Origin of the sequence: Bacteroides sp. ET489 (assembly GCF_030518095.1) — a bacterium.
GTDB classification, from domain to species: domain Bacteria; phylum Bacteroidota; class Bacteroidia; order Bacteroidales; family Bacteroidaceae; genus Bacteroides; species Bacteroides ndongoniae.
The window spans coordinates 1-22,318 of sequence record NZ_JAULLJ010000015.1; the positions used below are offsets into that span (position 1 = coordinate 1).

Sequence of the window (22,318 nt, forward strand, 5' to 3'; positions counted from 1 at the left end):
TGTATTCACATGTGCGCGCGAGAGGGGAAAAAGAAGCAAAAAGGGGGAAAGATAGAAACTAAATGGGTAAAAGGAAAGGATTAGGAGAGGAAAAGAGAAAGATTTGGAGGAAGAAAGAATAGGAATTCAGAAAAGAAAGATAAAGGGGCAAAAAGTCATATTAAAGATTGCCCCTTCATCAAAAAAGTCTTCTTTATCTTAAAAGACAAAGCTACTACTTGCATGCAACACTCGCCACTTGTTCACAGATACTCTTCATACCAGCTACAGAAGGATGACCAGATTGTTTTTCCACATCATGCAAAAGGATGTTCTGCACATTGTAATGACGGCATATCTCTGCCATTGAAGATGTTACTTCAGCTGACAATTCCGAATTGGTAATATTATAAATGGTTGCCTCCGGATACAACTTGATCAGGGAATCGAGCAAAAAGCAAAAAGCCGGACGGAACTGATACAAATCTTCTTTGCTCCAATCGGAATATTGATATTCTCCAATCGGGGCACCTGCCCAACTATCATTTGTCCCACCAAATATAAAAATCACATCGGGACGTCCCAGATTATACATACGGGTGATAAAAGCCCGATCAGAATAGTCGTTCTTATCATAACCGGTACAACAGACGGTAGCTCCCGAAAATGAATTATTACGCTCCAACTGATAGCCGTTTTCCTTTATCAGCCGATACCACCAGGTCTCTTCCACATGCCGTACATCGTTTTGAGCATTCTTACCTCCTACTTCAGCATCGTACCAGCAGATATTAACAGACGGAGAAACATAACCTCCGTACGTAGAATAAGAGTCACCTAAAATAGAAACTTTCTTTTGTGCAAAAGCATTGGTATACAAGCATAAAGAAAGCAAAAGAACAGATAACAAACAAAAATTTCTTTTCATATTAAATCAAACTAAAATATATAACACTTAATCAAGGAAACTGCCCAGTTTAAGCCTGATTACTGAGGTTTCCGGCATACAAAAATAATAAATATAAAGTAAAACAGATGCAGAGCATTATGCCTTATAAGATTTTAAGAAAACAAATATAAAAATCCGTGGATTTTAATAACTTTGCAACCTAATCCTTAAATAATTAACCATATGAAAAAGTATCTTTTACCAATTGTAGCACTTGCTTTTGCCGCTTGTTCTTCGAATGAGCAACAAGCCTCCTACTCCGTGGTTCCCCTCCCGCAAGAGGTTAACCTTACACAAGACTCTCCGTTCAAGCTGACACGAAGCACAATAATAGCCTATCCGGAGAATAACCCGTTACTGAAACGCAATGCAGAATTTTTGGCTGAATACATTGCTCAATCGACCGGTTATACCCTCCAGACTAAAGCCATAAAGGAAGGAGAAAGTGCAACAGGATGTATCACTTTAGGCCTCAACAGCGAAATAACCAATCCCGAGGGATACAAGTTAAGTACTTCGGCAGAAGGCATCCGCATTGAAGGACAGACCGAAAACGGTGTATTCTACGGCATACAGACATTACGCAAATCTATCCCAGCCGTAGCTCAAGGAGCTACCCTCCTATTGCCCGCAGGCGAAATTAACGATGCCCCCCGTTTTGCTTATCGTGGTATGATGCTGGATGTAGGAAGACACTTCTTCCCCGTTGAATTTATCAAAGAGTATATCGACCTGCTGGCTCTGCATAACATGAATACTCTGCACTGGCACCTCACCGAAGACCAGGGCTGGCGAATCGAAATCAAGAAATATCCGAAACTGACCGAAATTGGCTCTACACGAAACCGTACCGTCATCGGACACAATACCGACCAATACGACAACACGCCCTACGGAGGTTTCTACACTCAGGATGAAGCACGCGAAATCGTACGTTACGCGCAAGAGCGCTACATCACCATTATCCCCGAAATAGACCTGCCCGGACACATGCTGGCCGCCCTTGCATCCTATCCGGAGTTAGGCTGTACCGGAGGTCCGTATGAAGTCTGTCCCCGCTGGGGCGTATTCGAAGACGTGCTTTGCATCGGAAACGAAAAGACTTTACACTTCTTGGAAGATGTAATGACAGAAATCATCGATATTTTCCCCTCGAAATATATCCACATCGGTGGTGACGAAGCACCACGTACCCGCTGGGCAAAGTGTCCTAAATGTCAGGCCCTCATCCGTGCCAAAGAACTGAAAGCCGACAAAGAGCACAGCGCCGAAGACCGTTTACAAAGCTATTGCATGGCACACATCGAGAAATTCCTGAATGAGAAAGGAAGACAGATCATCGGATGGGACGAAATCCTGGAAGGCGATGTAGCTCCCAATGCCACCGTTATGTCGTGGAGAGGCAGTGCAGGAGGTATCAAGGCGGCCCAGATGGGACACGACGTCATCATGACGCCGAACACCCATTGCTACTTCGACTACTTCCAGAGTACAGATAAGGCCAATGAGCCTTACGATGCCATCGGAGGTTATGTACCGGTAGAAAAAGTATACAGTCTAGAGCCTACTGAGGGGCTTAACGATGAACAGAAGAAGCACATTCTGGGAGCACAAGCCAACTTGTGGACCGAATACATACTGTCACCCGAACAAGTAGAATATATGGTACTTCCCCGCATGGCAGCCCTTGCCGAAGTACAATGGACGCAACCCGAGAAAAAAGATTATAAAGACTTCGTAAAACGTCTGGTTTCTCTTGTTCATCTGTACCAAAGAGACGGATTGAACTATGCCAAACATATATTCGATATCCAAGCCGAAATATCGACTCCTCAAGCCGGAAGCTCATCGGAAAGAACAGCACAAATCACCTTAAGTACCGTCGATAATGCACCTATTTATTATACCCTCGACGGCAGCCAACCCAGTGAGAAGTCGCAGCAATACGACAATACCGGCATCACCATCGACAAGACAACCCAACTGCAAGCCATAGCCATCCGCCCGGACGGCAGCAATAGCAGGGTACTGAAACGCGACTTCTTCTTCAACAAAGCCACTTTCTGCCCTATCCAACTGACTGGTATACAGCCATCGCCGAAGTATACGTATGCTGGAGCACCCATGCTGGTAGACGGACAACGGGGAAGTGACAACTTCGCTTCGGGCGACTGGCTCGGTTTCATCGGTGGCGACATAACAGCAGTAATCGACCTGGGCAAAAGCGGAAACGAAATCAAAAGTGTCGCTACTCATGGGTTCGTATCTTTGGGCGACTGGATTATGGGATGCAAAGAAATGCGCATAGCTATCTCCGACGACGGGCAGTCCTATCGCGAAATAGCCACCAAAGCATTTCCCGTAAAGACAGCTCCCGGAACAAGAGGCATCGAAGACTATAGCATCGACTTCGACCCCGTACAGACACGTTATGTACAACTTACCTTGAAAACAGCCGTATTGCCCGAAGGACACAACGGAGCTGGCAAACCAGCCTTCCTCTTCCTCGACGAAATAGAGATAAACTGATACCGACAGATCAGAACTGGAAATAAATGAAGGGCTGGATGTCCGAACTCTTCATCTGAATAACCAGATAAATCAGTGCAATCATCAGTACCGCCTTTCCCAGCAGGGGGAGGCGGATTACTGTTTTTGTACAGGCACGTTCCCAACTGTCGGGCAGGAAGTGAAGCATATATCCCAGCCCCATCAGGGCAAACACTTCCCAATAACCGGCCAGCAATTGCGGCAACAGTTGCGGACGGAACACGGTAAAAATCTGCCGAAGCATATCGACCGACGTAGCGAAGTCGGCGTTGCGGAAGAAGATCCAGCAGAAACATACGAAGTGGAAAGTTACGACTACTCCGAAGAAACGCCGGATGCCATGACTCTGCTCGCCCTTCTTGCGCCCCGTCAGCGACATCCAAAACTTATGCACTGCCAAGGCCACACCGTGAAGCACACCCCACAACACAAAGTTCCAGGAAGCACCATGCCACAGCCCACCCAGAAACATGGTAATAATCAGATTGACATACTGCCGCACTTTCCCCTTCCGGTTGCCTCCAAGCGAGATGTACAGATAGTCGCGCAGCCAGCTGGACAGCGAGATGTGCCAACGGCGCCAGAACTCAGTGACAGACGCTGATTTATAGGGCGAATCAAAGTTGATATTGAAATGGAAGCCAAGCAACAAGGCTATTCCTATCGCCATATCGCTATAGCCCGAAAAATCGCAATAGATTTGCAACGCATAGCCATATACTCCCATCAGGTTCTCTACTCCCGAATAGAGCGTAGGATTATCGAAGATGCGCTCTACAAAGTTCACGCTGATATAATCGGATATCACGGCCTTCTTAAACAAGCCGCTCATTATCAGAAAAATGCCGTGCCCGAACATCTCGTCGGAAACAAACAACGGACGGCGGATCTGCGGGATAAAGTCGCGAGCACGCACAATGGGACCCGCCACCAGTTGCGGGAAGAAGGATACATAGAATGCATAATCGAGCAAATTGGTGAGTGGCTTTATCTCGCGCCGATACACATCGATGGTATAGCTCAACGACTGGAAGGTGAAAAACGAAATGCCCACAGGCAGGAAAATGTCCAGCATGGAGAAGCTACCGCCCGTCAGCGACGCCCAGCATTCGAGCAGGAAATTCGTATATTTGAAATAGCACAGCAAGCCCAGGTTGACACAGAGACTGACGACCACCCACAACTTACGTTTCCAGCGGGTCACCGTATGCTCCATCAGCAGAGCAAGCAAGAAGTCGCTTACGGTGACAACGGCCAGCAAAAAGAAATAAGTACCGCTGCTTTTATAATAGAAATAATACGAGAACAACGTGACAAACATCAGCCGGGCCGTCGTACGGCGCTGCAACAGCAGATAGACTACGATAAAGGCTGCAAACAGCCAGAGAAAAATGCCACTGCTGAAAATCATCGGCGAGTGCGGATCGTACAAAAAGACATCGCGCAAACGCGTCGGATCGATATGGAGCCAGGTAAACAAATCATCCATAGAACAACTGAATTTAGAGTTTCGTTAAATCTTATCTTATCCCCAGGCAATAATCGTTGTAAGCCTTCAGCAGAGCCTGATACAGCATTTCGCCCTGCAAACGATAGCCCTCGGGCAAATAGTGTACATGGTCGGGACGCATCAGGCCAGCTTCCTGCCAGTTCAGGCAGGCCCGTCTGACACCTCCTGCTATATTATACAGGTCCCAGACAGCCAGACCGTTGTCGTCGGCATAGCGGCGGATGGTCTGCACGGTCCTATCCGTACGGGGATTGATTTTATAGGTACGACGACGCCGGCTTTGGCGGAAACTTTCGTACGAACCGGGAGGGGTCGTCATCAGCATAGGTACCTCCGGCAAACGTTCGCGCAGCATGCGCACCAGGTCGTCCATCTGTTTGTAGTGGGTCATGGAGTTATATCGGCGGTTATGGCTCTCGTTGGTACCAAACGACAGTATCAACAAATCAGGATGCAAGTCGGCTATTTTGTCTACACGGTCGGGACGGGTAAAGGTGATACAGAATGCACCGTTAATGCCAACGTCGGTATAACTGATTGTGCCAAAATCGCGTTGCATCGCTTCGCCTACCCTGCGGGGGAAGATATGCCCACGAATATGGCTGTCGCCTACATGGACGATGCGCAACGTGTCGGTAACGACGCCAATGTGGCGCAGCCTCAACTGCTCCCAAAACGGCTTGAGGATGCCCAGACTGTCGGTCAGCACGTTGTCGGCCAACTGCCGGAAAGCAGCCGGATACGTCAGCCGCAGCACAGCAATGGTATCGGTACGCATGGAGCAGACCGGCAACGTATCGGAACCTGCCGTCACCTTGTCCGGCATGGGGCAAAGCGGAACCGCATCCTGTGCCTGCACGGCCTGCGCAGCCATCAGCATCCACACCAGGCAGCACAGCACATGTCGCCATCCTGCCGACACCTTGTCAAGGTTCCATTTCTTCATAAGTACGCCTCCTGTCATACTGTTCCTTTCCATAAACCAGTGCTTCGTAAAGCAGTTGCGCCAGGTGTTTTCCACCGCGGAAATTGATGTGGGTATAGTCGTAATTGGCCATCGCAGGTTTCGCCTCCACCAGCCGTACCATGCTGCAATCGCCGCCCATGGCCTCGAACAGATTCCAGAATGCCACACCGGCATCGGCTGCCAGATTCTGCTGATAACGCATCAGGTTCTTCACTCCCGGCATGGTTCGCAACTCGCCTTCTTCGGTCTTGTAGTCACGGTCGCCTACGCCCACAATCAGGATGCCGGCCTGCGGAAAGGCTTCCTTCAGATGCTCCAGTGCGGTATGCATACCGGCAATGTATTTATCGTAGTTCCTGCCAAGCTCGGTAGCCACATTCAGTCCGTACTGAAGAACGATGAGGTCGTAAGGACGTTCGCGACCAAATTCGCGCAGCGTATGCATCGGTATGGAGCGCAGAGAGAGCCCCGACGTGCCACGCAGCGAAAAATTGTCTACCGCTATGCCAGCGTCACCATCCATCGTTGCTCCATAGAACAGCGTAGAGTCGGCCCGTTCCACTGTCCAGCGGACAGACCCGATACGGCCTTCTACGGTCATTGCCTGCAGACTGCCGGTAGGCTGGAATGTTTCAGAAACGGGTTCGTTGCGGTTGACACGTGCCGTAATGGTAACCTCGCCCTTGTTATAGAATAGAATGGAGACGCGCCGGCAGGTATCCAGCAGAGAGGCATACTTGTTCTGTCCCTTCAGTTCGACATAGGCACCGGGTCCGGGAATGAAGTAATGACCGGAAACACCCTGCCGACTCTTGTCGAAAGCCACCGAGTCCATAGCCGAATGGCTTTCCCAACCGCCAAAGGTATGACGCACGGTAGGGCGGAAACCACTGACGTTGGAAGTAATAGGCACAAAACCGACTCCACGGCCACCGTATTTCTGCTGAAGCATCTCGCGCAGATCGGCAGTCAGGATATCGCCTTCGATAAAGGAATCGCCGAAATAGGCTATGCGGACCATCCGGCGCGAACGGGACAACAATTCGTCCAGTGCCCGGTAGAAAGGTGTCATGCCACGCATGGCAGAATCGCTATAGTCTTCGATGCAGGTCATGCCCGTACGGCACGTATCGACAAAGGCCGGCTTCACCTTGGGCGGTGGCGGCAACAGCGTATCCGGTTCTTCGACCGGAGCAGCAGGCGGACGCACATCGCTCAGCAGATCGACCCGCCTCAGCTTATGCCCACCAATCGTCAGCCCGGGCAGCAGGTGCATCAGCAGCAACCCGCCTAATACAAGAAAAATCCAAATGCCCGTATATCGCAAAACACTCTTTTTCATACTTACTTTTTAGAGGAGGGCAAAAGTACGAAAAATGCAGGAAACGTTATCGCTTGTTTCTACGATATTCACGGATAAAGTTTTCCAATTCCTGCGCGCCCCTTTCGGTAGAGATGCCCCGCAGGTAAGTAAACATAATCGATTCGTAAACAGACAGGAAAGAATACTTCTGACAAATGTCCGTATTCATCAACAGGTCCAGCTGTTCGCGCACAAGCAGACCCATGATCTCAAAATTGACATCGTCACGGAAAATACCCTGCGAAACGCCTTCCTTGAAGAACTGGATAGCCGCCTCCGAGTTGCGGTCGTGACGGCGCATCATCATTTCCGACACCCGCGGATATTTCTTTATTTCCTCAAAAAATTTCTTATTGGTGGCATGAAACTGCTCGATGCTGTACTGGAAAAGTTTCAATATCACCTCCAGTACGTTGCTGGCTACGGCAAGTATTTCCTTCAGATACTGTTCCTCCTTTTCCTGCCTGCGCAGCACACACGCTTCCAGCAGCGTCTCCTTATCGGAGAACACCTCGTAGAGGGTACGTTTCGAGATGCCCAGTGAGGCGGCAATCTCGTCCATGGTGATACTCTTGATGCCATGTTTTGTGAATGCCTCGACTGCTGTATCAATGATACGTTCTCTCAGTTCAGCCCGCAAGGCAGAATTCTTCACATTTTCTTCCATATCGCTAATCTCTCTCTGTATAAACTCGTTACTATGGATTTCCTGTTGAATATAAAACGAGACAAAGATAGGAAGAAAACTCAATAAAAAAAGTGAGTTTTCTTCCTATCGTAGAAAGATTAATAAATATTATATAATTCAATAATCAAACTTTGTCCGGTTCAGGAAAGCAACGGTCTTGTGAATTTCCTTGTACATCACGATGTCGTCTTTCACAAAAGGCACTTCCTTGCGGTACTCGTGCAGGAAGCGTTCCAGCAGGGGCGACGTCTTGAGCGGACGGCGGAACTCAATACCCTGCGCAGCGTTCATCAGCTCGATGCTGAGGATGTGCTCCAGATTGTCCATGATGCGGAAGAGCTTGGTGGCGGCATTGGCACCCATGCTGACGTGATCCTCCTGCCCGTTGCTCGACACGATGGAGTCGCTGCTGGCGGCGTAGCAGTACATCTTGTTCTGGCTGACCATCGAGGCGGCTGCATACTGCGGTATCATGAAGCCGGAGTTCAGCCCCGGATTGGCCACAAGGAACTCGGGCAACCCGCGCAGGCCCATGATGAGCTGGGCAATGCGTCGCTCGGAGATGTTGCCTAACTCGGCCAGGGCGATACCCAGGAAATCGTACGAGATGGCCAGCGGCTGACCGTGGAAGTTACCGCCGGAGATGATGCAGTCCTCGTCGGGGAAGATGGTGGGGTTGTCCGTCACCGAGTTGATTTCGGTGAGCAACACCGACGACACGTAGCGGATGGCGTCCTTGGTGGCGCCGTGCACCTGCGGAATGCAACGGAACGAATAAGGGTCTTGCACATGCTGTTTGGGCCGGGCGATGAGCTCGCTGCCCTCCAACAGCGTGCGGAAGGCTGCGCCTGTCTCTATCTGTCCCTGATGAGGGCGTATCTGCTGGATGCAGTCCATGAAGGGGTCGATGCGCCCGTCGAAGGCTTCGAGCGACAGGGCGGCGATGAGGTCGGCCTTCTTGCTGAGGCGCCGGGCCTTGAGGATGGCGAACACACCGTTGGCGCTCATGAACTGGGTGCCGTTGAGCAGCGCCAGTCCTTCCTTGCTCATCAGGTGGACGGGCTCCCAGCCGAACTCGTCGAGCACGCTGATGGCTTCGCGTTTCTTGCCTTTGTAATAGACGTCGCCCACGCCGATGAGGGGCAGGAAGAGGTTGGCCAGCGGTGCCAGGTCGCCCGAAGCGCCCAAGGATCCGCGGTCATAGACGATGGGCATGACGTCGTTGTTGAAGAAGTCGAGGATGCGCTGCACGGTGATGACCTGCACGCCGCTGTGCCCCAACGACAGGGCATGTGCCTTGAGCAGCATCATCAGTTTCACGATAACGGGCCTTATCTCCTCGCCCACGCTGCAGGCATGGCTCTTGATGAGGTTTTCCTGCAGGGTGCCCAGTTCGTCGGGCGAGATGTTCTTGTTGCACAGCGAGCCGAAGCCGGTGGTGATGCCGTACAGGGGTACGTCGGATTCGGCAATCTTCCGGTCCAGATAGTCGCGGCAGCGCTGGATGCGCAGCTTGGCTTCCGGAGCCAGTTCCAGTTTCAGGTTTTCGTTGATGATTCGCTCGATCAGTTCGAAGGTCAGGTCGCCCGACCCTACATAATACACGTTGTTCATACTCGCAGCTCCCGGTTTATTTCGTCCAACAATGCTTTCTCTTTCAGCAGGGCCTGGCGTTCCAGTTCGTCGGCCTCGTCCTGCAAGCTCAGGGCAAACTCCTTGTCCTTCAGCGAGCCTAAGTTGATGCGCACGTTCATCAGTGCGCCCAGCACGGCACTGCGGGCGGTCATCATAGCCACGCAGGCGTCGGTCACGGCGTTGCGGTTGCCGTGGCGGGCCACTTCCACGATGACGCTCATCAGCTCGTAAGCGTTGCGCGCCACCTGCATCGGTACCAGAGCGGCGTGCTTCGTGGCCTCCTGGATGGCGGCGCTGCGGGCACTCTTCTCCTCATCGGTGGCCTTGGGCATCTTGAAGCAGGCAAATACGCGGTCGTAGGCTTCGGAGTCGCGGTCGATGTCGGCCACGAAAACGTCCTTCCGTTCCGCTGCCAGCGCGGCGATGTGCTGCATCTGCTCCTGGCAGGCTTCGTAGTTCTTCTTGCCGAGGGTCAGGTTGGCCACCATGGCGGCTAAGGACGAGGCGATGGCACCACACAAGGCAGCCACACTGCCGCCGCCGGGCACGGGGGCGTTGCCGGCTACTTTATTCAAAAACTCTTTTACGGTTAAATCGACTAACATGATATTCTGATTTTAAGGTTTTACTTCTGTTTTTTCGGGTGTCCGAATGGCGGGACCGACGGGTAAATGTAACTTTTTATAACCATCAGCAAGCCTTTCTGTAAACCACTGACTATCAGAGCTCTATATTTAGACCCTCTCAGTCGTATAGAGAGGGGGTCTCAGTCCTATACTTAGGTACCCTCAGTCCTATACTTAGGCCCCCTCGGTCGTATAGCGAGGTGGAAAGGGCACAAGACTGTCAGGAAAAGCTACCGGTTCTTACCTTCGGTCACAGCCGGACACATTGCTTTATGAGGCAGGTCAGGAGGGATAAATCACTCCTTCCTTGATGGTCGCAATCACGCAGTTCATGCCGATGTAATAGGGCAGGAAATGGTAATTGTCGGTGTTCAGCACCACCAAGTCGCCCTTCTTGCCCACTTCGATGCTGCCTATCGAACCGGCACGGTTCAGCGCGGCGGCACCGTTCAGGGTGAGGGCCGTGATGGCTTCTTCGATGCTCATCTGCATATAGATGCAGCCTAAGGCAAACGTCAGCGGGATGGAACCCGAGAAGCAGCTGCCGGGGTTCAGGTCGGTGGCTAAGGCCACGGCACAGCCGGCATCTATCATGGCACGGCCGCGGGCGTAGGGTTCCTTCAGTGCAAAGGCAGTCAGGGGGAGCAGCGTGGCGACAACTCCCTTCTCGGCCATGGCGCGAATGTCGGCATCGGAGGCATGCAGCAGGTGGTCGGCCGACGTGGCAGACAGTTCCGCTGCTAATCCGGCACCGCCCAAGGGCACTATCTCGTCGGCATGCAGCTTCAGGTTGAAGCCCATCCCGCGGGCGGCGAGCAGCAGTCGGCGCGACTGTTCGATGGAGAATACCCCCTGCTCACAGAAGACGTCGCAGAACTCGGCCAGCCCGGCCTCGGCCACACAGGGCATCACCTCGCGAATGAGGAAGTCGATGTAGTCGTCGGTGCGTCCGGCATACTCCTGCGGCACGGCGTGAGCACCCAGAAAGGTGGGCACGATGTCCACCCGGCGGTGCTCGTCGCCATTCAGGCTGCGCATGATGCGAAGCTGCATCAGTTCCGTCTCTTTGTCCAGTCCATAGCCGCTCTTGCCCTCCACGGTTGTCACGCCCATGGCGTTCATCTGCTTCAGGAAACCTTCGGCCTTGGCGCGCAGACGTATGAAGTTGGAGGCTCGCGTGGCCTTCACGGTGCTGACAATGCCGCCGCCCCGCTCCATGATGCTCATGTAGCTTTCGCCTTTCAGCCGCCACGAGAACTCGTCGGCCCGCTCGCCTCCGAAGACGAAGTGCGTGTGCGAATCGACAAAGCCGGGCAGCACGCAACGGCCGCGGGCGTTGTAGTGCCAGTAGTGCTGATAGTACCCGTCGCGGTTCTCGCCGCGGTTGGGACCCACATAGGTGATGACGCCGTCGGTCACCTCGATGGTGGCGTGGTCCATCACCAGCAACTCGCCCATCTCTGCTCCCTTGCGGGCGGCAAATCCCATTGGGGTCACTACACGGGCATCGAATATAATCAGGTTTTCGCTCATAACTCCTTGTCTTTACTCCATAATGCGTGCTTCCAGTACCTGCTGCATCGAGAAATTCTCCAATCCCAAGTAGTAGGAGGCGGTATCAATCAGGGCTTCCATCGGCACCAAGCCAATGATCTCACTACCCACGATGCTCACGCCGTAACGACGTGCTTCGATACGTACCAACTCGAAGGCACGGTAGAGGGCAGTGCGGGTATAGTCGGTCATGTTGATGGACACCTGCGTGATGCCGCGGTCCTTCAGCTCTACGCCCATCGCCTTGCAGTAGCGCAGGCCGCCGCCAATGAAACGTATCTTCTTGGCAATGTCGTGGGCAATCTCCAGGCTGGGTGTGGAAAGGTTGATGTTGTAGGCCACCAGCGGCATGCGTGCTCCGATGGCCACAGTACCAGCGGTGGGGTGACGCTCGGTCGGACCGTAGTCGGGATGCCATTCGGGCTGGTGTATCTTCTCGGCCATGCCTTCGAACTCGCCTTTACGGATGGCCGCCAGGTTCTCGCGATGGGGAGCCGTGGCCGACTTCTCGTACAGGAAAACGGGCAGCTGGTAGCGACGGGCCACTTCCTCGCCAACTTCGCGCGACAGTGCAATGGCCTCTTCCATCGTCACGCCCTTAATAGGGATAAAAGGCACCACATCGACGGCACCCATACGCGGGTGTTGTCCCTGGTGGTGGTTCAGGTCGATCAGTTCTACTGCCACGCCGATGGCTTCGATGACTGCCTCGCGCAAGGGTTCGGGTTCGCCCACTACGGTCACTACCAGGCGGTTGTGGTCTTCGTCGTTGCTATAGTCAAGCAGTTTCACACCGGCACGTGCACGGAACGGAGCTACAATCTGGTCAATCTTCTGCAAGTCGCGTCCTTCGCTGAAGTTGGGGACGCATTCCATAATTCTGTTCATATACATTAGATATAAGCCTTTCCGTCCTCATCCCCGCCCCTCTCCCAAGGAGAGGGGGAAAAGGAAAGAGCGGAAAAGGGAAAAGTGATTAATATTTCTATTCAGGTAAAGAAGCGTTTATTCTCCCCTCTCCTTGGGAGAGGGGCCAGGGGTGAGACCTGCCAAACTATTTATCAGCTCCTCATCCGCCAAATAGGGCATCGTGATGTGATAGCCGTCTTCATGGGTGCGGTTGAAGGTCTCGCTGGTCTCCATGGCGTGCGGATTGCGGGCCCACGAACGGCGGGCTACACCGCCCATCACGTCCCACAGCATGGCCGAGCGCAGAATCTGGTCTACCCGCTCACTGCCGTCGCACACCATGCCGAAACCACCGTTGATGGCTTTGCCGATGCCTACGCCACCACCGTTGTGCAGGGCTACGAGGCTCATGCCGCGGGCACAGTTGCCGGCAAAGCACTGTACGGCCATGTCGGCCATGACGTTACTGCCATCCTTGATGTTGGCTGTCTCACGGAAGGGCGAGTCGGTGCCACTGACGTCGTGGTGGTCGCGCCCCAGCATGATGGGACCTACCTCGCCACGGCGCACCATCTCGTTGAACCGCAGTGCTATCTTCATGCGTCCCTCTGCATCCTGGTAGAGGATGCGGGCCTGGGTGCCCACTACGAGGTTGTTCTTCTCGGCATCGCGAATCCAGTTATAGTTGTCCCTGTCCTGTCCGCGGCGGGTGGGGTCGATGCACTCCATGGCGGCACGGTCGGTCTTGATCAGGTCCTCGTGCTTGCCGCTCAGACATACCCAGCGGAAAGGACCGTAACCGTAATCGAACAGTTCGGGGCCCATGATGTCCTCTACGTAACTGGGGAAGATGAAGCCGTTCTTGTCGTCTCCGCCGCGGGCTATCTCGGTGACGCCTGCGTCGAAAACAGCCTTCATGAAGGAGTTGCCGTAGTCGAAGAAATACGTGCCGCGGTCCACCAACGTTCGGACAACCTCGAAGTGTCGCTTCAGCGAAGCGTCTACCAGGCGGCGGAATGCGGCCGGATCTTTATGAAGTAACTCGGTGCGTTCGGCAAAGGTGATGCCTGCGGGGCAGTAGCCGCCATCGTAAGCGGCATGGCAAGAGGTTTGGTCGGACAGGAGGTCGATGCGGATGTTGTGGTCGGCGGCATACTCCAGCAAGTCCACAACATTGCCGTGGTAGGCAATGGAAACGGCTTGTTTCTGCTGCATGGCCTCATCGGCCAAGGCAAATGCTTCGGGGAGGGAGGAAGTGACATGCCCTACCCAACCCTGTCGGTGGCGCGTCTCAATGCGCGAAGCGTCCACCTCGGCTATGATGGCTGCCGCTCCGGCCATTTCGGCGGCCTTGGGCTGTGCGCCGCTCATGCCGCCAAGTCCCGAAGAGACGAAGAGGCGGCCTGCCAGATTGCCGTCCTGCGGGATGCCCAGTTTCAGGCGTCCGGCATTGAGCAGGGTGTTGAACGTGCCGTGTACGATGCCCTGCGGACCGATGTACATCCAGCCGCCGGCCGTCATCTGACCGTAGTTGGCCACGCCCATCTGCATGGCGGTATGCCAGTCTTGCTGATTGTCGTACAGCCCTACCATCAGGGCATTGGTAATAATGACGCGGGGCGCTTCGGGTTTCGATTTGAACAGCCCCAGCGGATGTCCGCTCTCGATAACGAGCGTCTGATCCTGCGTCAGCACCTCCAGGTATTGCTTGATGAGCCGGTACTGCATCCAGTTCTGACACACCTGGCCCGTCTCGCCATAGGTAACCAGTTCGTAAGGATAGAGGGCAATGTCGAAACAAAGGTTGTTGTCGATCATCACCTGAAAGGCTTTCCCTTCGATGCAGTTCCCCTTGTATTCGTCAATCGGCTTGGCCTTCAGGTCGCCCTGCGGACGATAGCGGTAGCCATAGATGCGTCCGCGGGTACGGAGCTCTTCCAGAAACTCGGGAGCCAGGGTCTCATGCAGTTCTTTAGGGATATAGCGCAGCGCATTCTTCAATGCCGTGGCCGTCTGCGCGGGAGTAAGTGTATAGCCACGGTCCGGCGCCCGCCGGATGCCCTCCACAAAACTGGGATAGGGAGGCAATGTCTTGCTCAGGGTTATTTCCATGATATGATAGGTTAAGGATTTACAAAGTGTCAGTCCATTACAACTGATTCGTGTTGCAATATAGCAATTAATCCGGAAATACCCAATGAAAGAGGGTGAATATTTATCAAAAGGAAAGGAGAGAAGTCAAAAGCAGATAAAAACCAACCTGCAAGTATGATTCAGGCACGGATACACGACAGAACGGAGAGCTACACTCCGCACTTGTTCGTGCTATCCGTGCCTGAACACATTATCGGTACAATTACTTCCGCGTACACTCCGACTCGTCCATGTACAAATAGGACTTGCGGTAGCCACCGAGATCGACTACAATCTTCTCCAGTACCACGGCGGGGTGAAGTGGCTTGAAGTCGAGCGTATAGGTACCGTCGGACGAAGCGGGAAGGGTGAGCGTTACTTCCTTTTCAATCACGCGGCGGGCCACGGTGGGATAGAATACGGAGTAGACGTTCTCGGGCAGTTCGTTCAGGTTATGGTTGAAGTTGACAGTTTCTTCGTTGCCGCCCCGGAAGCCGACGGTGTATTTGTGGCCCTCAACGTCCTGGAAGGCCAGAGTGGACTTCACTACGACGATGACCTTCACCTGCTTCAGGTTGCGGGCCTCTTCGGGCAACTTCATCTTATAAGAGAGGGACGAACCGGCCACAGGCACAGTATAGGGCATCAGCGTGACGCCGCCCAGCGTGCGACCCATGTCGGGAATCACTTTCCACGACGTACCTTCAGCGGTCTGACACTCGAAGAAGTGGGGAGCCTCCATGGCTACATAACCGTCGGCACCCGTAAAGACATAACCGCCCACGGCTTTCTCGGGCTCGGCGATGCGGAATACTTTAGGCAGACGGTCGGCAGGGAAGTTGTCGTTCCACGAAGTGTATCCGATGTGTTTCTGTATCATCATGTTCTTCCACTTGCCACCGGACATCACGTTGTTGTAGTCGTCGCTCAGGGCCTTATCGCGTGCAAAGGCTTTCTCCACCTTGTCGGCCCAGGCATTCGCTTCTGGATTGCCTTCAGCATAGAGCTTGTGGTTCATGGCCTGGGCGTAGTACATTTCGTAGAGGTTGGACATGGCCTGCACAGGGAAGAGTATCAGTTGCTTGTAAGCGTCGCGGTAGGCAGGAGCCAGCGTGAGGTACTGGCGGAAGGCTTCGGCCTCAAGGCGGGCATAGTCGTCGGCCACCTGCTTCCATTCGCCCGTAGCGAGGTTGTAGGTGCGGGCATCGAGCATCTCGGCAGTCACACGACCGTTGTACTTGCTGTAGAGGTTGAGGATGCGGGCAGCCTCGTCGGCCTGTTCTTCACCGAAAGCCTGGGCACAGAAGTTGCGGGGATGCTGCATGAAGTTCTCGGCAGTATAGGCCAGCGGATTCCAGGCCATGTCGAGGAAGAGGGTGATGGGATATTCCATCGGTTTGAGGTCGCCCACGTTGAGCACCCAGAGTTTATCCACACCGTACTCATAAGTCAGGTGGAGCTGTTCCCACATGCCTTGGATGGGGGTCACGTTCAGCCATTTCGTATTACGGGGAGCGCCTACGTAGTCTACGTGGTAGTACATGCCAAAGCCGCCGGGATGCTTGCGTTCTTCGGCATTGGGCAGACGGCGTACGTTGCCCCAGTTGTCGTCGCAAAGCAGCATGATGACGTCGTCGGGCACGCGCATACCCTTATCGTAATAGTCGAGCACTTCCTTGTAGAGCGCCCATACCTGCGGTGTCTCCTTGGCGGGTCGGCCGGTGACTTCCTTGATGATGCGGCGTTGGTTGTCGACAATGTCTTCGAGCAGTTTCACGTTGGTGTCCTCGCTCATGGCTTCGTCGCCATCGCCACGCATACCGATGGTCACCACGTCTTCGGTACCTTTCATGCGCTCGATGCCCTCGCGGAAGAATTGGTCGATGACTTCTTTATTGGTCGAATAGTTCCAGGCACCGTACTCCTTGCGCTTGCGTGCCCACTCCTGATGGTTGCGTGCCATCGGTTCGTGGTGCGAAGTGCCGATGATGACGCCCATCTCGTCGGCCAACTTGCCGTTCTCGGGGTCGTCGGCATAGAAAGCCCAGCTCCACATGGCAGGCCACAGGAAGTTGCCGCGCAGACGGAGAATGAGTTCGAACACCTTTCCGTAGAATTCGTGCCCGCCGTAATTGGTGCCGAAGGCGTGCTTCACCCATCCGGTCAAGCAGGGTGCCTCATCGTTCAGGAAGATGCCACGATAGGTCACCGCAGGCTCACCGTCGGTATAGACACCGGGACAGACGCAGACAGCCTCGCGGGTCGGTACAGGCACGTCGGCCCACCAGTACCAGGGCGATACACCCATCTGGCGCGACAGCTCGTAGATGCCGTAGATGGTACCGCGCTTGTCGCTGCCAGCAATGAGCAGCACGTCGCCTTCGATTCCCTCAAGGGGTGCGTGGAGGGTGGTGATGATGTATTTCTCGCGGGCGCCTTCCAGCTGTTTCTTGTCCAGCTTCTTGGCTTTTATCAGTTGTTTGATGAGGGGACTTTTATCGGCTGAACCGACAATGATCTTCACGCCGGCAGCAGCGGCGGTAACTTTACCGGGTTTCACCCCGACTACTTTTTCGAAATCGGCCTGCAGGTTTTCCACGGCCATCAGTACGCCCTTATGGTCGTCGTCGCTGCACCAGATAGTGGGTGCGGGACTGCCAGCGGCGTAAAGGGTAAGGCCGCCTTCGGACGGAGCAAAAGTGACAAACTGGTCGGCTGCCTGCACAGACAATACCGACATCCATAATAACAGAAATAAGGTAGAAATGTATTTCATGACATTTTTAAGTTAATAATGCCACAAAAATAACATCTTTCGGGCAAACAGACCTTACGGCTACGTTACATCACAGCCTTTTTGGGGCTACAGAAAGGATATTCGGAGGAAAACAAACCCGTACGGCGGCCATCGTGACTGCTGGTGCGGACGGAAAAGAAGACAGGCAACAAAGTCATTGCACACTGGCTGCACAGCGACTGCACACTGGTTGCAGCATCGCTGCATACAGGTTGCAGAACTACTGCACGCAGGTTGCAGAGCCACTGCAAACGGCTTTGCAGTAACACTGCACACAAGCTTGCAGTAACGCTGCAAACAGGCTTGCAGTCGGACTGCAACCAGTGTGCAGCGGTGTACAGTCCTGCCGGGCAGGACACAACCATCCGTATGATGAAGGAGAATTACCAGACTAAGGCTTGCTCGTAACCGTCGAAACGGGGTGCCGCAGCCAGTCCCATGTCACGGAAGACAGCTGTTATCCGGCGTTGTTCTTCGGGAGTAATGAGACGCTTGCCGTTACGGCTGAGGTAGAAATAGCGTTCGCACGAGAAACAACCCACTATGCGGGCGCGCAGCTCGGCGGCCTGCTTCACAGGAACTTCGTCGAACAGATGCATCATTCCCCGGGCAAAGCGTACCGGTGTGTCGGGACGGTAAAGGGGACAGGCGGAAAGGTCGGGCAAGCGGTCAACGTAACAGGCATTGACCGTATGCAGCGTCTGGGGTTGCGGGTCTTCGCTCTGTTCAAGCAGACGGGCGGCAATGGCGCGCAGGCAAGTGGCACACTTGGGGCATTTGTCCCGTCCTGCAAAGCAATAGGTATAGGCACGGGGCACGTCTTGTAGCTGTATCATAAAGGTTCGTTTTTGGTTTGTATCATCTTCAGGTACCGACCGACTACTTCGGCCGACTCGCTTGTTTCGCCCTCGAAGCGGGCTCGCAGTTCGGGAAAGGCGGACAGCAATTGCAACATCTTCTCCTTGCCGACAAATTCGGAACGGCCCGTCTCGGGGTCGAGCTCGTAGTACACACGGTCGTGCACAAGTCCCGAAGCGGCAATGGCGTCGCCCACCTCGCCTCCCAGCTTGGCAGCATCGGCAGGCATCAGCGTACTGGTGGCCGCCTGGCCTACGGGTTGTGCAGAGAAATAAATCTTTCCTCCCACCCACATGGCGGGCGCATACCACTGGCCGAAACGGTAGCGTTTGTAACGCATCTTGCGGCAATTGACGTAAAGTGCCGTGTCCACGCGCACGGCATAGCAGCGCTTGCGCAGGTAACGGCTCATGCCCGAGTTCTCGGGAGCCGTAATGCGGTAGTCGGCACCGCCCATCAGATAAATCTGATTCTTCGAACGCCGCTCCACTTGCAGGGTTGTCACCGTGTCGCCCTGCTCCTCACGCAGTTCTTTCAGGTTGGCATACATGATTTGCTGCGCCGTGCAGGGCAAAACGCCCCCCAAGATGCTCAGCAACAAAGTCCATAATACGACCCTTTTCTTCATATCGGCTGTCTTTATTTAACGATTTTTCCGTGTTAAAGGTAGTCTATTTTGGAAAAACCTGCAAGAATGAGACAAAAAGATTGTATCAGCCATTCCCAGAAGACTCCTGCAATCACTCTCCCCGCTGCAGTTTCAACAAAGTCTCGGCATAATTGCGTCCCAACTTCCGGTATCCTTCGGGCGAGAAGTGGAACACATCGGCAGGCTCTACGGCACTGCCTACCCCCGTACAGCCTTCCGAAGAAACCACATGGGCAGTAGGTATCACATCGGACACAGTGGCAATAATGCTGTTCATCCCCCAGCAAAGCCCGCCTTCCTCCTGACGCAGCATCTCGCCAATCAGTATGGGCACCTCGGCAGCCTCCAGCCCTAAGTCGGCCAACAGATCACCATATATCTTCTTCACCTTGCCCGGCCAGTCCTGCTGCATGTTGTTCGATTCACCCTGATGCAGCAAGATGCCTTTAATGACACCTTCCTGCTGTGCCAGCCGCGCCATCTCGACCAACTTGCCGTAAGGCCAGCCACCGTAAGCATTCATCAGCCCCTGCTGCCAGGCATCAGCATTCTGATAGTAGTCGGTATAATGGTCCTTGTCGAAAGCGTCGATGCCTGCTCCGCCCAAAGCCACCACAATCACTCCAACCCTGATATCCGGGTTGTCTGCCACCAGCGTGCGGCCGAAATAATCGGCAGGCGTCAAGCCAGTTTCGGCACGGCACAACGGCGGCACAGCCGTATACCACTGCCCCGGCACGCGGTTCCAGTTGCCCGCCACGACAGCCATCATGCGGAAACGCTCGTCCACTCCTTCCAAGTCCTGCGGCTCGATAGCCGTGTAATCGGGACGGGCGTACCCCTCCATATTCGATTGTCCGAAACACAAATAAATGTGGAAGTTGGGATCGGCACCAGTCTCCGGTTCATCGGTCTCTTCAGAATCTTCGGGTCCGTCGGGAACAACCGGCGGTGTATTTCCGTCCAACTCGGGTTCATTACTACAACCGGGCAAGGCCCACGCCAGCATTGCCGCCAAAAAATAAAAAGCAAGTCTTTTCATACTATTAATGTTACGTTCTAAGGTATATGCTTCTACTCTCTCCTCTACCCCAACTGGCAACAGCCCATTGAAGCAAACGCACAAAAATAGCCCCATGCCCTCAGGCAGACAAAGAAACATGTTACAAATACTTTCGATGAGGTAACATCCGGCTTAAAATATATTAAAAAGCTCCATTCCTTTTGGGGGGACAACTTGTAAGTCGGGGGGATGGCCGCTTAAAAACAACCTTTTGCTTTGTAGCCCCCTCACCTTTCCATATCTTTGCCCTCACAAAAAAACATAGCAAACCCATGGACAACATTCAACAGATAGCAGCCCGCTACCGCAGTCAGGTAGAAGAGGCGCAACAGGAACTCAACCGTGTGCAACAACGCATTTACCGCATCGGGACGCTACGCGTCGTACTGTTCGTGGCCTGCGTGGCCGGACTGATTTACTTTTGGGACGAGAGCTGGAGCGTGCTTTGCGCCATTGCAGTTGTCACCATGCTCCCTTTCCTGCTGCTGATAAAGCGGCACAACCGCCTGTTTGCCCGCAAAGACTACTTGGAAAAGAAAGTGGAAGTGAACCGGCAGGAACTGGCCGCGCTGGACTATGACACCTCGGCCTTCGACGGCGGCGATGAATACACCGACCCCGCCCACCTGTATACGTTCGACCTCGATGTCTTCGGGCAGCGTTCGCTGTTTCAGTACATCAACCGCACCTGCACGCAACCCGGCAAAGCCCGGCTCGCCTCCTGGCTGAACAAGCATCTGGAGAACCGCGAAGAAATTGTCCGTCGTCAGGAAGCCGTACGCGAACTGGCTGCCGAACCCGTGTTCAGACAACGCTTCCGCATACTGGGTCTGCTCTACAAAGGAAAGAAAGCCGACGAAAACGAACTGCGTGCCTGGGCCGAAAGCCCCAGCATCTTCCGGAAAAGACGAGTGCTGCGCCTGCTGCCCGCACTGGTAACGGGTGTCAATGCCCTGTGCCTGCTGGCCGTAGTCTTCGGACTGCTGTCGGGCACCGTGTGGGGAGTCGTCTGGATGGCATTCGTCGTAGGTAGTTTCGCCTTTACGGGGAAAGTCACCAAGATACAGTCAGTCTACGGCAAGAAGCTCCAGATACTCGGCACCTATGCCAACCTGCTGAAGCTGATGGACAAGCAAGACGTACAAGCCCCGTTGCTGAAGAGTATCAAAGAGGAAATTGGTGGCGAACAGCGGAAAGCCTCACAGTCCATCCGACAGCTCAGCAAACTGATGAACGAGCTGGACCAGCGAAACAACATGTTCATGTACGCCGTGCTCAATGGTTGCTTCTTCTGGGAACTGCGACAAATCATGCGCATCGAAGCCTGGAAAGAACAGCATGCCGCCGAACTGCCCCGCTGGCTCAACGCTATCGGAGAGATGGATGCCCTTTGCTCGCTGGGCACCTTCGCCTACAACCACCCCGGCTACGTCTACCCCACCTTCACCGACAAGCCTTTCTGCTTCCGCGGCACCGCACTGGGTCATCCGCTGATGCACCGCGACCGCTGCGTGCGCAACGACATCGACATCGCCAAGCGACCTTTCTTCATCATCATCACCGGAGCCAACATGGCGGGTAAGAGCACCTACCTGCGCACCATCGGAATTAACTACCTGCTGGCCTGTATCGGTGCTCCGGTCTTTGCCCGCGAACTGCAACTCTACCCTGCCCGACTCGTCACCAGCCTGCGTACCAGCGACTCGCTCAACGACAATGAATCCTATTTCTTCGCCGAACTGAAACGACTGAAACTCATCATCGACAAACTACAGGCAGGCGAAGAACTCTTCATCATCCTCGACGAAATACTGAAAGGTACCAACTCGATGGACAAGCAGAAAGGTTCGCTCGCCCTCATCCGCCAGTTCATGACGTTGCAGGCCAACGGCATCATCGCCACACACGACCTGCTGCTGGGTACGCTGGCCGATGCCTACCCCGACGACATCCGCAACTTCTGCTTCGAAGCCGACATCAAGGACAATGAACTGTCCTTCTCGTACCGGCTCCGTCCCGGCGTAGCACAGAACATGAATGCCTGCTTCCTGATGAAGAAGATGGGAATAGCCATGACGGAATAGGCAC

17 protein-coding genes are annotated in these 22,318 nt (G+C 54.0%); 2 read left to right on the forward strand and 15 right to left on the reverse strand.

Going from position 1 to position 22,318, the window contains the following annotated elements:
* Positions 1-214: 214 nt before the first annotated feature.
* Positions 215-907 (reverse strand): SGNH/GDSL hydrolase family protein, encoded by a 693-nt coding sequence (locus Q3C19_RS09870; RefSeq protein WP_071148659.1) that lies wholly within the window; start codon positions 905-907, stop codon positions 215-217.
* A gap of 204 nt (positions 908-1,111) precedes the next feature.
* Between Q3C19_RS09870 and Q3C19_RS09875 the strand changes: the two genes are divergently transcribed.
* Positions 1,112-3,457, forward strand: a complete 2,346-nt coding sequence (locus Q3C19_RS09875; protein ID WP_302729022.1) for a glycoside hydrolase family 20 protein — start codon at positions 1,112-1,114, stop codon at positions 3,455-3,457.
* 10 nt (positions 3,458-3,467) lie between these two features.
* Here the strand turns inward: Q3C19_RS09875 and Q3C19_RS09880 are convergent, their stop codons facing one another.
* The 14 genes from Q3C19_RS09880 to Q3C19_RS09945 all read right to left on the reverse strand — a co-directional run bounded on the left by Q3C19_RS09880 (position 3,468) and on the right by Q3C19_RS09945 (position 20,209).
* Positions 3,468-4,958: an MBOAT family protein gene (locus tag Q3C19_RS09880; RefSeq protein ID WP_302729111.1), complete on the reverse strand. Its 1,491-nt coding sequence runs from the start codon at positions 4,956-4,958 to the stop codon at positions 3,468-3,470.
* Between the two features lie 40 nt (positions 4,959-4,998).
* Positions 4,999-5,967, reverse strand: coding sequence for an SGNH/GDSL hydrolase family protein (locus Q3C19_RS09885; protein ID WP_302729024.1), 969 nt, complete (start codon positions 5,965-5,967; stop codon positions 4,999-5,001).
* Positions 5,915-7,297, reverse strand: coding sequence for an SGNH/GDSL hydrolase family protein (locus Q3C19_RS09890; RefSeq protein WP_302729026.1), 1,383 nt, complete (start codon positions 7,295-7,297; stop codon positions 5,915-5,917). The genes Q3C19_RS09885 and Q3C19_RS09890 overlap by 53 nt, the downstream gene beginning before the upstream one ends.
* A 46-nt stretch (positions 7,298-7,343) precedes the next feature.
* A complete protein-coding gene (locus Q3C19_RS09895) occupies positions 7,344-7,985 on the reverse strand; it encodes a TetR/AcrR family transcriptional regulator (RefSeq protein WP_277121119.1) in 642 nt (213 codons plus the stop codon).
* Between the two features lie 138 nt (positions 7,986-8,123).
* Positions 8,124-9,620 (reverse strand): histidine ammonia-lyase, encoded by a 1,497-nt coding sequence (gene hutH, locus Q3C19_RS09900; RefSeq protein WP_071148653.1) that lies wholly within the window; start codon positions 9,618-9,620, stop codon positions 8,124-8,126.
* Positions 9,617-10,246, reverse strand: coding sequence for a cyclodeaminase/cyclohydrolase family protein (locus Q3C19_RS09905; protein ID WP_071148652.1), 630 nt, complete (start codon positions 10,244-10,246; stop codon positions 9,617-9,619). The genes hutH and Q3C19_RS09905 overlap by 4 nt, the downstream gene beginning before the upstream one ends.
* Positions 10,247-10,549: 303 nt before the next feature.
* A complete protein-coding gene (gene hutI, locus Q3C19_RS09910; protein ID WP_302729031.1) occupies positions 10,550-11,800 on the reverse strand; it encodes an imidazolonepropionase in 1,251 nt (416 codons plus the stop codon).
* A gap of 12 nt (positions 11,801-11,812) precedes the next feature.
* Positions 11,813-12,709 (reverse strand): glutamate formimidoyltransferase, encoded by an 897-nt coding sequence (gene ftcD / locus Q3C19_RS09915; RefSeq protein ID WP_302729033.1) that lies wholly within the window; start codon positions 12,707-12,709, stop codon positions 11,813-11,815.
* 117 nt (positions 12,710-12,826) lie between these two features.
* Positions 12,827-14,842 (reverse strand): urocanate hydratase, encoded by a 2,016-nt coding sequence (locus Q3C19_RS09920; RefSeq protein WP_302729035.1) that lies wholly within the window; start codon positions 14,840-14,842, stop codon positions 12,827-12,829.
* Positions 14,843-15,086: 244 nt separating this feature from the next.
* On the reverse strand, positions 15,087-17,639 hold the full coding sequence (locus tag Q3C19_RS09925; RefSeq protein ID WP_302729037.1) for a glycosyl hydrolase 115 family protein: 2,553 nt from the start codon (positions 17,637-17,639) through the stop codon (positions 15,087-15,089).
* A gap of 65 nt (positions 17,640-17,704) precedes the next feature.
* The gene (locus Q3C19_RS09930) at positions 17,705-17,929 is read right to left on the reverse strand and encodes a hypothetical protein (RefSeq protein WP_162493691.1); all 225 of its coding nucleotides are present in this window, start codon (positions 17,927-17,929) and stop codon (positions 17,705-17,707) included.
* Positions 17,930-18,043: 114 nt separating this feature from the next.
* Complete coding sequence (locus Q3C19_RS09935) at positions 18,044-18,496, reverse strand: DUF6078 family protein (protein ID WP_287642315.1); 453 nt, start codon at positions 18,494-18,496, stop codon at positions 18,044-18,046.
* Complete coding sequence (locus tag Q3C19_RS09940) at positions 18,493-19,146, reverse strand: DUF6563 family protein (RefSeq protein WP_277121110.1); 654 nt, start codon at positions 19,144-19,146, stop codon at positions 18,493-18,495. Before Q3C19_RS09940 ends, Q3C19_RS09935 begins: the two co-directional genes overlap by 4 nt.
* A 112-nt stretch (positions 19,147-19,258) precedes the next feature.
* On the reverse strand, positions 19,259-20,209 hold the full coding sequence (locus tag Q3C19_RS09945) for a sialate O-acetylesterase (RefSeq protein ID WP_302729042.1): 951 nt from the start codon (positions 20,207-20,209) through the stop codon (positions 19,259-19,261).
* A 293-nt stretch (positions 20,210-20,502) separates the two neighbouring features.
* Here Q3C19_RS09945 and Q3C19_RS09950 point away from each other — a divergent pair, with 293 nt between their 5' ends.
* On the forward strand, positions 20,503-22,314 hold the full coding sequence (locus Q3C19_RS09950) for a MutS family DNA mismatch repair protein (RefSeq protein ID WP_302729044.1): 1,812 nt from the start codon (positions 20,503-20,505) through the stop codon (positions 22,312-22,314).
* Positions 22,315-22,318 lie beyond the last annotated feature (4 nt).

What these genes read in the sequence shown, in the direction of transcription:
- Q3C19_RS09870 (WP_071148659.1), bottom strand. Translation starts at nt 907, where the DNA reads ATGAAAAGAAATTTTTGTTTGTTATCTGTTCTTTTGCTTTCTTTATGC.
- Q3C19_RS09875 (WP_302729022.1), top strand. Translation starts at nt 1,112, where the DNA reads ATGAAAAAGTATCTTTTACCAATTGTAGCACTTGCTTTTGCCGCTTGT.
- Q3C19_RS09885 (WP_302729024.1), bottom strand. Translation starts at nt 5,967, where the DNA reads ATGGAAAGGAACAGTATGACAGGAGGCGTACTTATGAAGAAATGGAAC.
- Q3C19_RS09890 (WP_302729026.1), bottom strand. Translation starts at nt 7,297, where the DNA reads ATGAAAAAGAGTGTTTTGCGATATACGGGCATTTGGATTTTTCTTGTA.
- Q3C19_RS09895 (WP_277121119.1), bottom strand. Translation starts at nt 7,985, where the DNA reads ATGGAAGAAAATGTGAAGAATTCTGCCTTGCGGGCTGAACTGAGAGAA.
- hutH (WP_071148653.1), bottom strand. Translation starts at nt 9,620, where the DNA reads ATGAACAACGTGTATTATGTAGGGTCGGGCGACCTGACCTTCGAACTG.
- Q3C19_RS09905 (WP_071148652.1), bottom strand. Translation starts at nt 10,246, where the DNA reads ATGTTAGTCGATTTAACCGTAAAAGAGTTTTTGAATAAAGTAGCCGGC.
- hutI (WP_302729031.1), bottom strand. Translation starts at nt 11,800, where the DNA reads ATGAGCGAAAACCTGATTATATTCGATGCCCGTGTAGTGACCCCAATG.
- ftcD (WP_302729033.1), bottom strand. Translation starts at nt 12,709, where the DNA reads ATGAACAGAATTATGGAATGCGTCCCCAACTTCAGCGAAGGACGCGAC.
- Q3C19_RS09920 (WP_302729035.1), bottom strand. Translation starts at nt 14,842, where the DNA reads ATGGAAATAACCCTGAGCAAGACATTGCCTCCCTATCCCAGTTTTGTG.
- Q3C19_RS09925 (WP_302729037.1), bottom strand. Translation starts at nt 17,639, where the DNA reads ATGAAATACATTTCTACCTTATTTCTGTTATTATGGATGTCGGTATTG.
- Q3C19_RS09935 (WP_287642315.1), bottom strand. Translation starts at nt 18,496, where the DNA reads ATGATACAGCTACAAGACGTGCCCCGTGCCTATACCTATTGCTTTGCA.
- Q3C19_RS09940 (WP_277121110.1), bottom strand. Translation starts at nt 19,146, where the DNA reads ATGAAGAAAAGGGTCGTATTATGGACTTTGTTGCTGAGCATCTTGGGG.
- Q3C19_RS09945 (WP_302729042.1), bottom strand. Translation starts at nt 20,209, where the DNA reads ATGAAAAGACTTGCTTTTTATTTTTTGGCGGCAATGCTGGCGTGGGCC.
- Q3C19_RS09950 (WP_302729044.1), top strand. Translation starts at nt 20,503, where the DNA reads ATGGACAACATTCAACAGATAGCAGCCCGCTACCGCAGTCAGGTAGAA.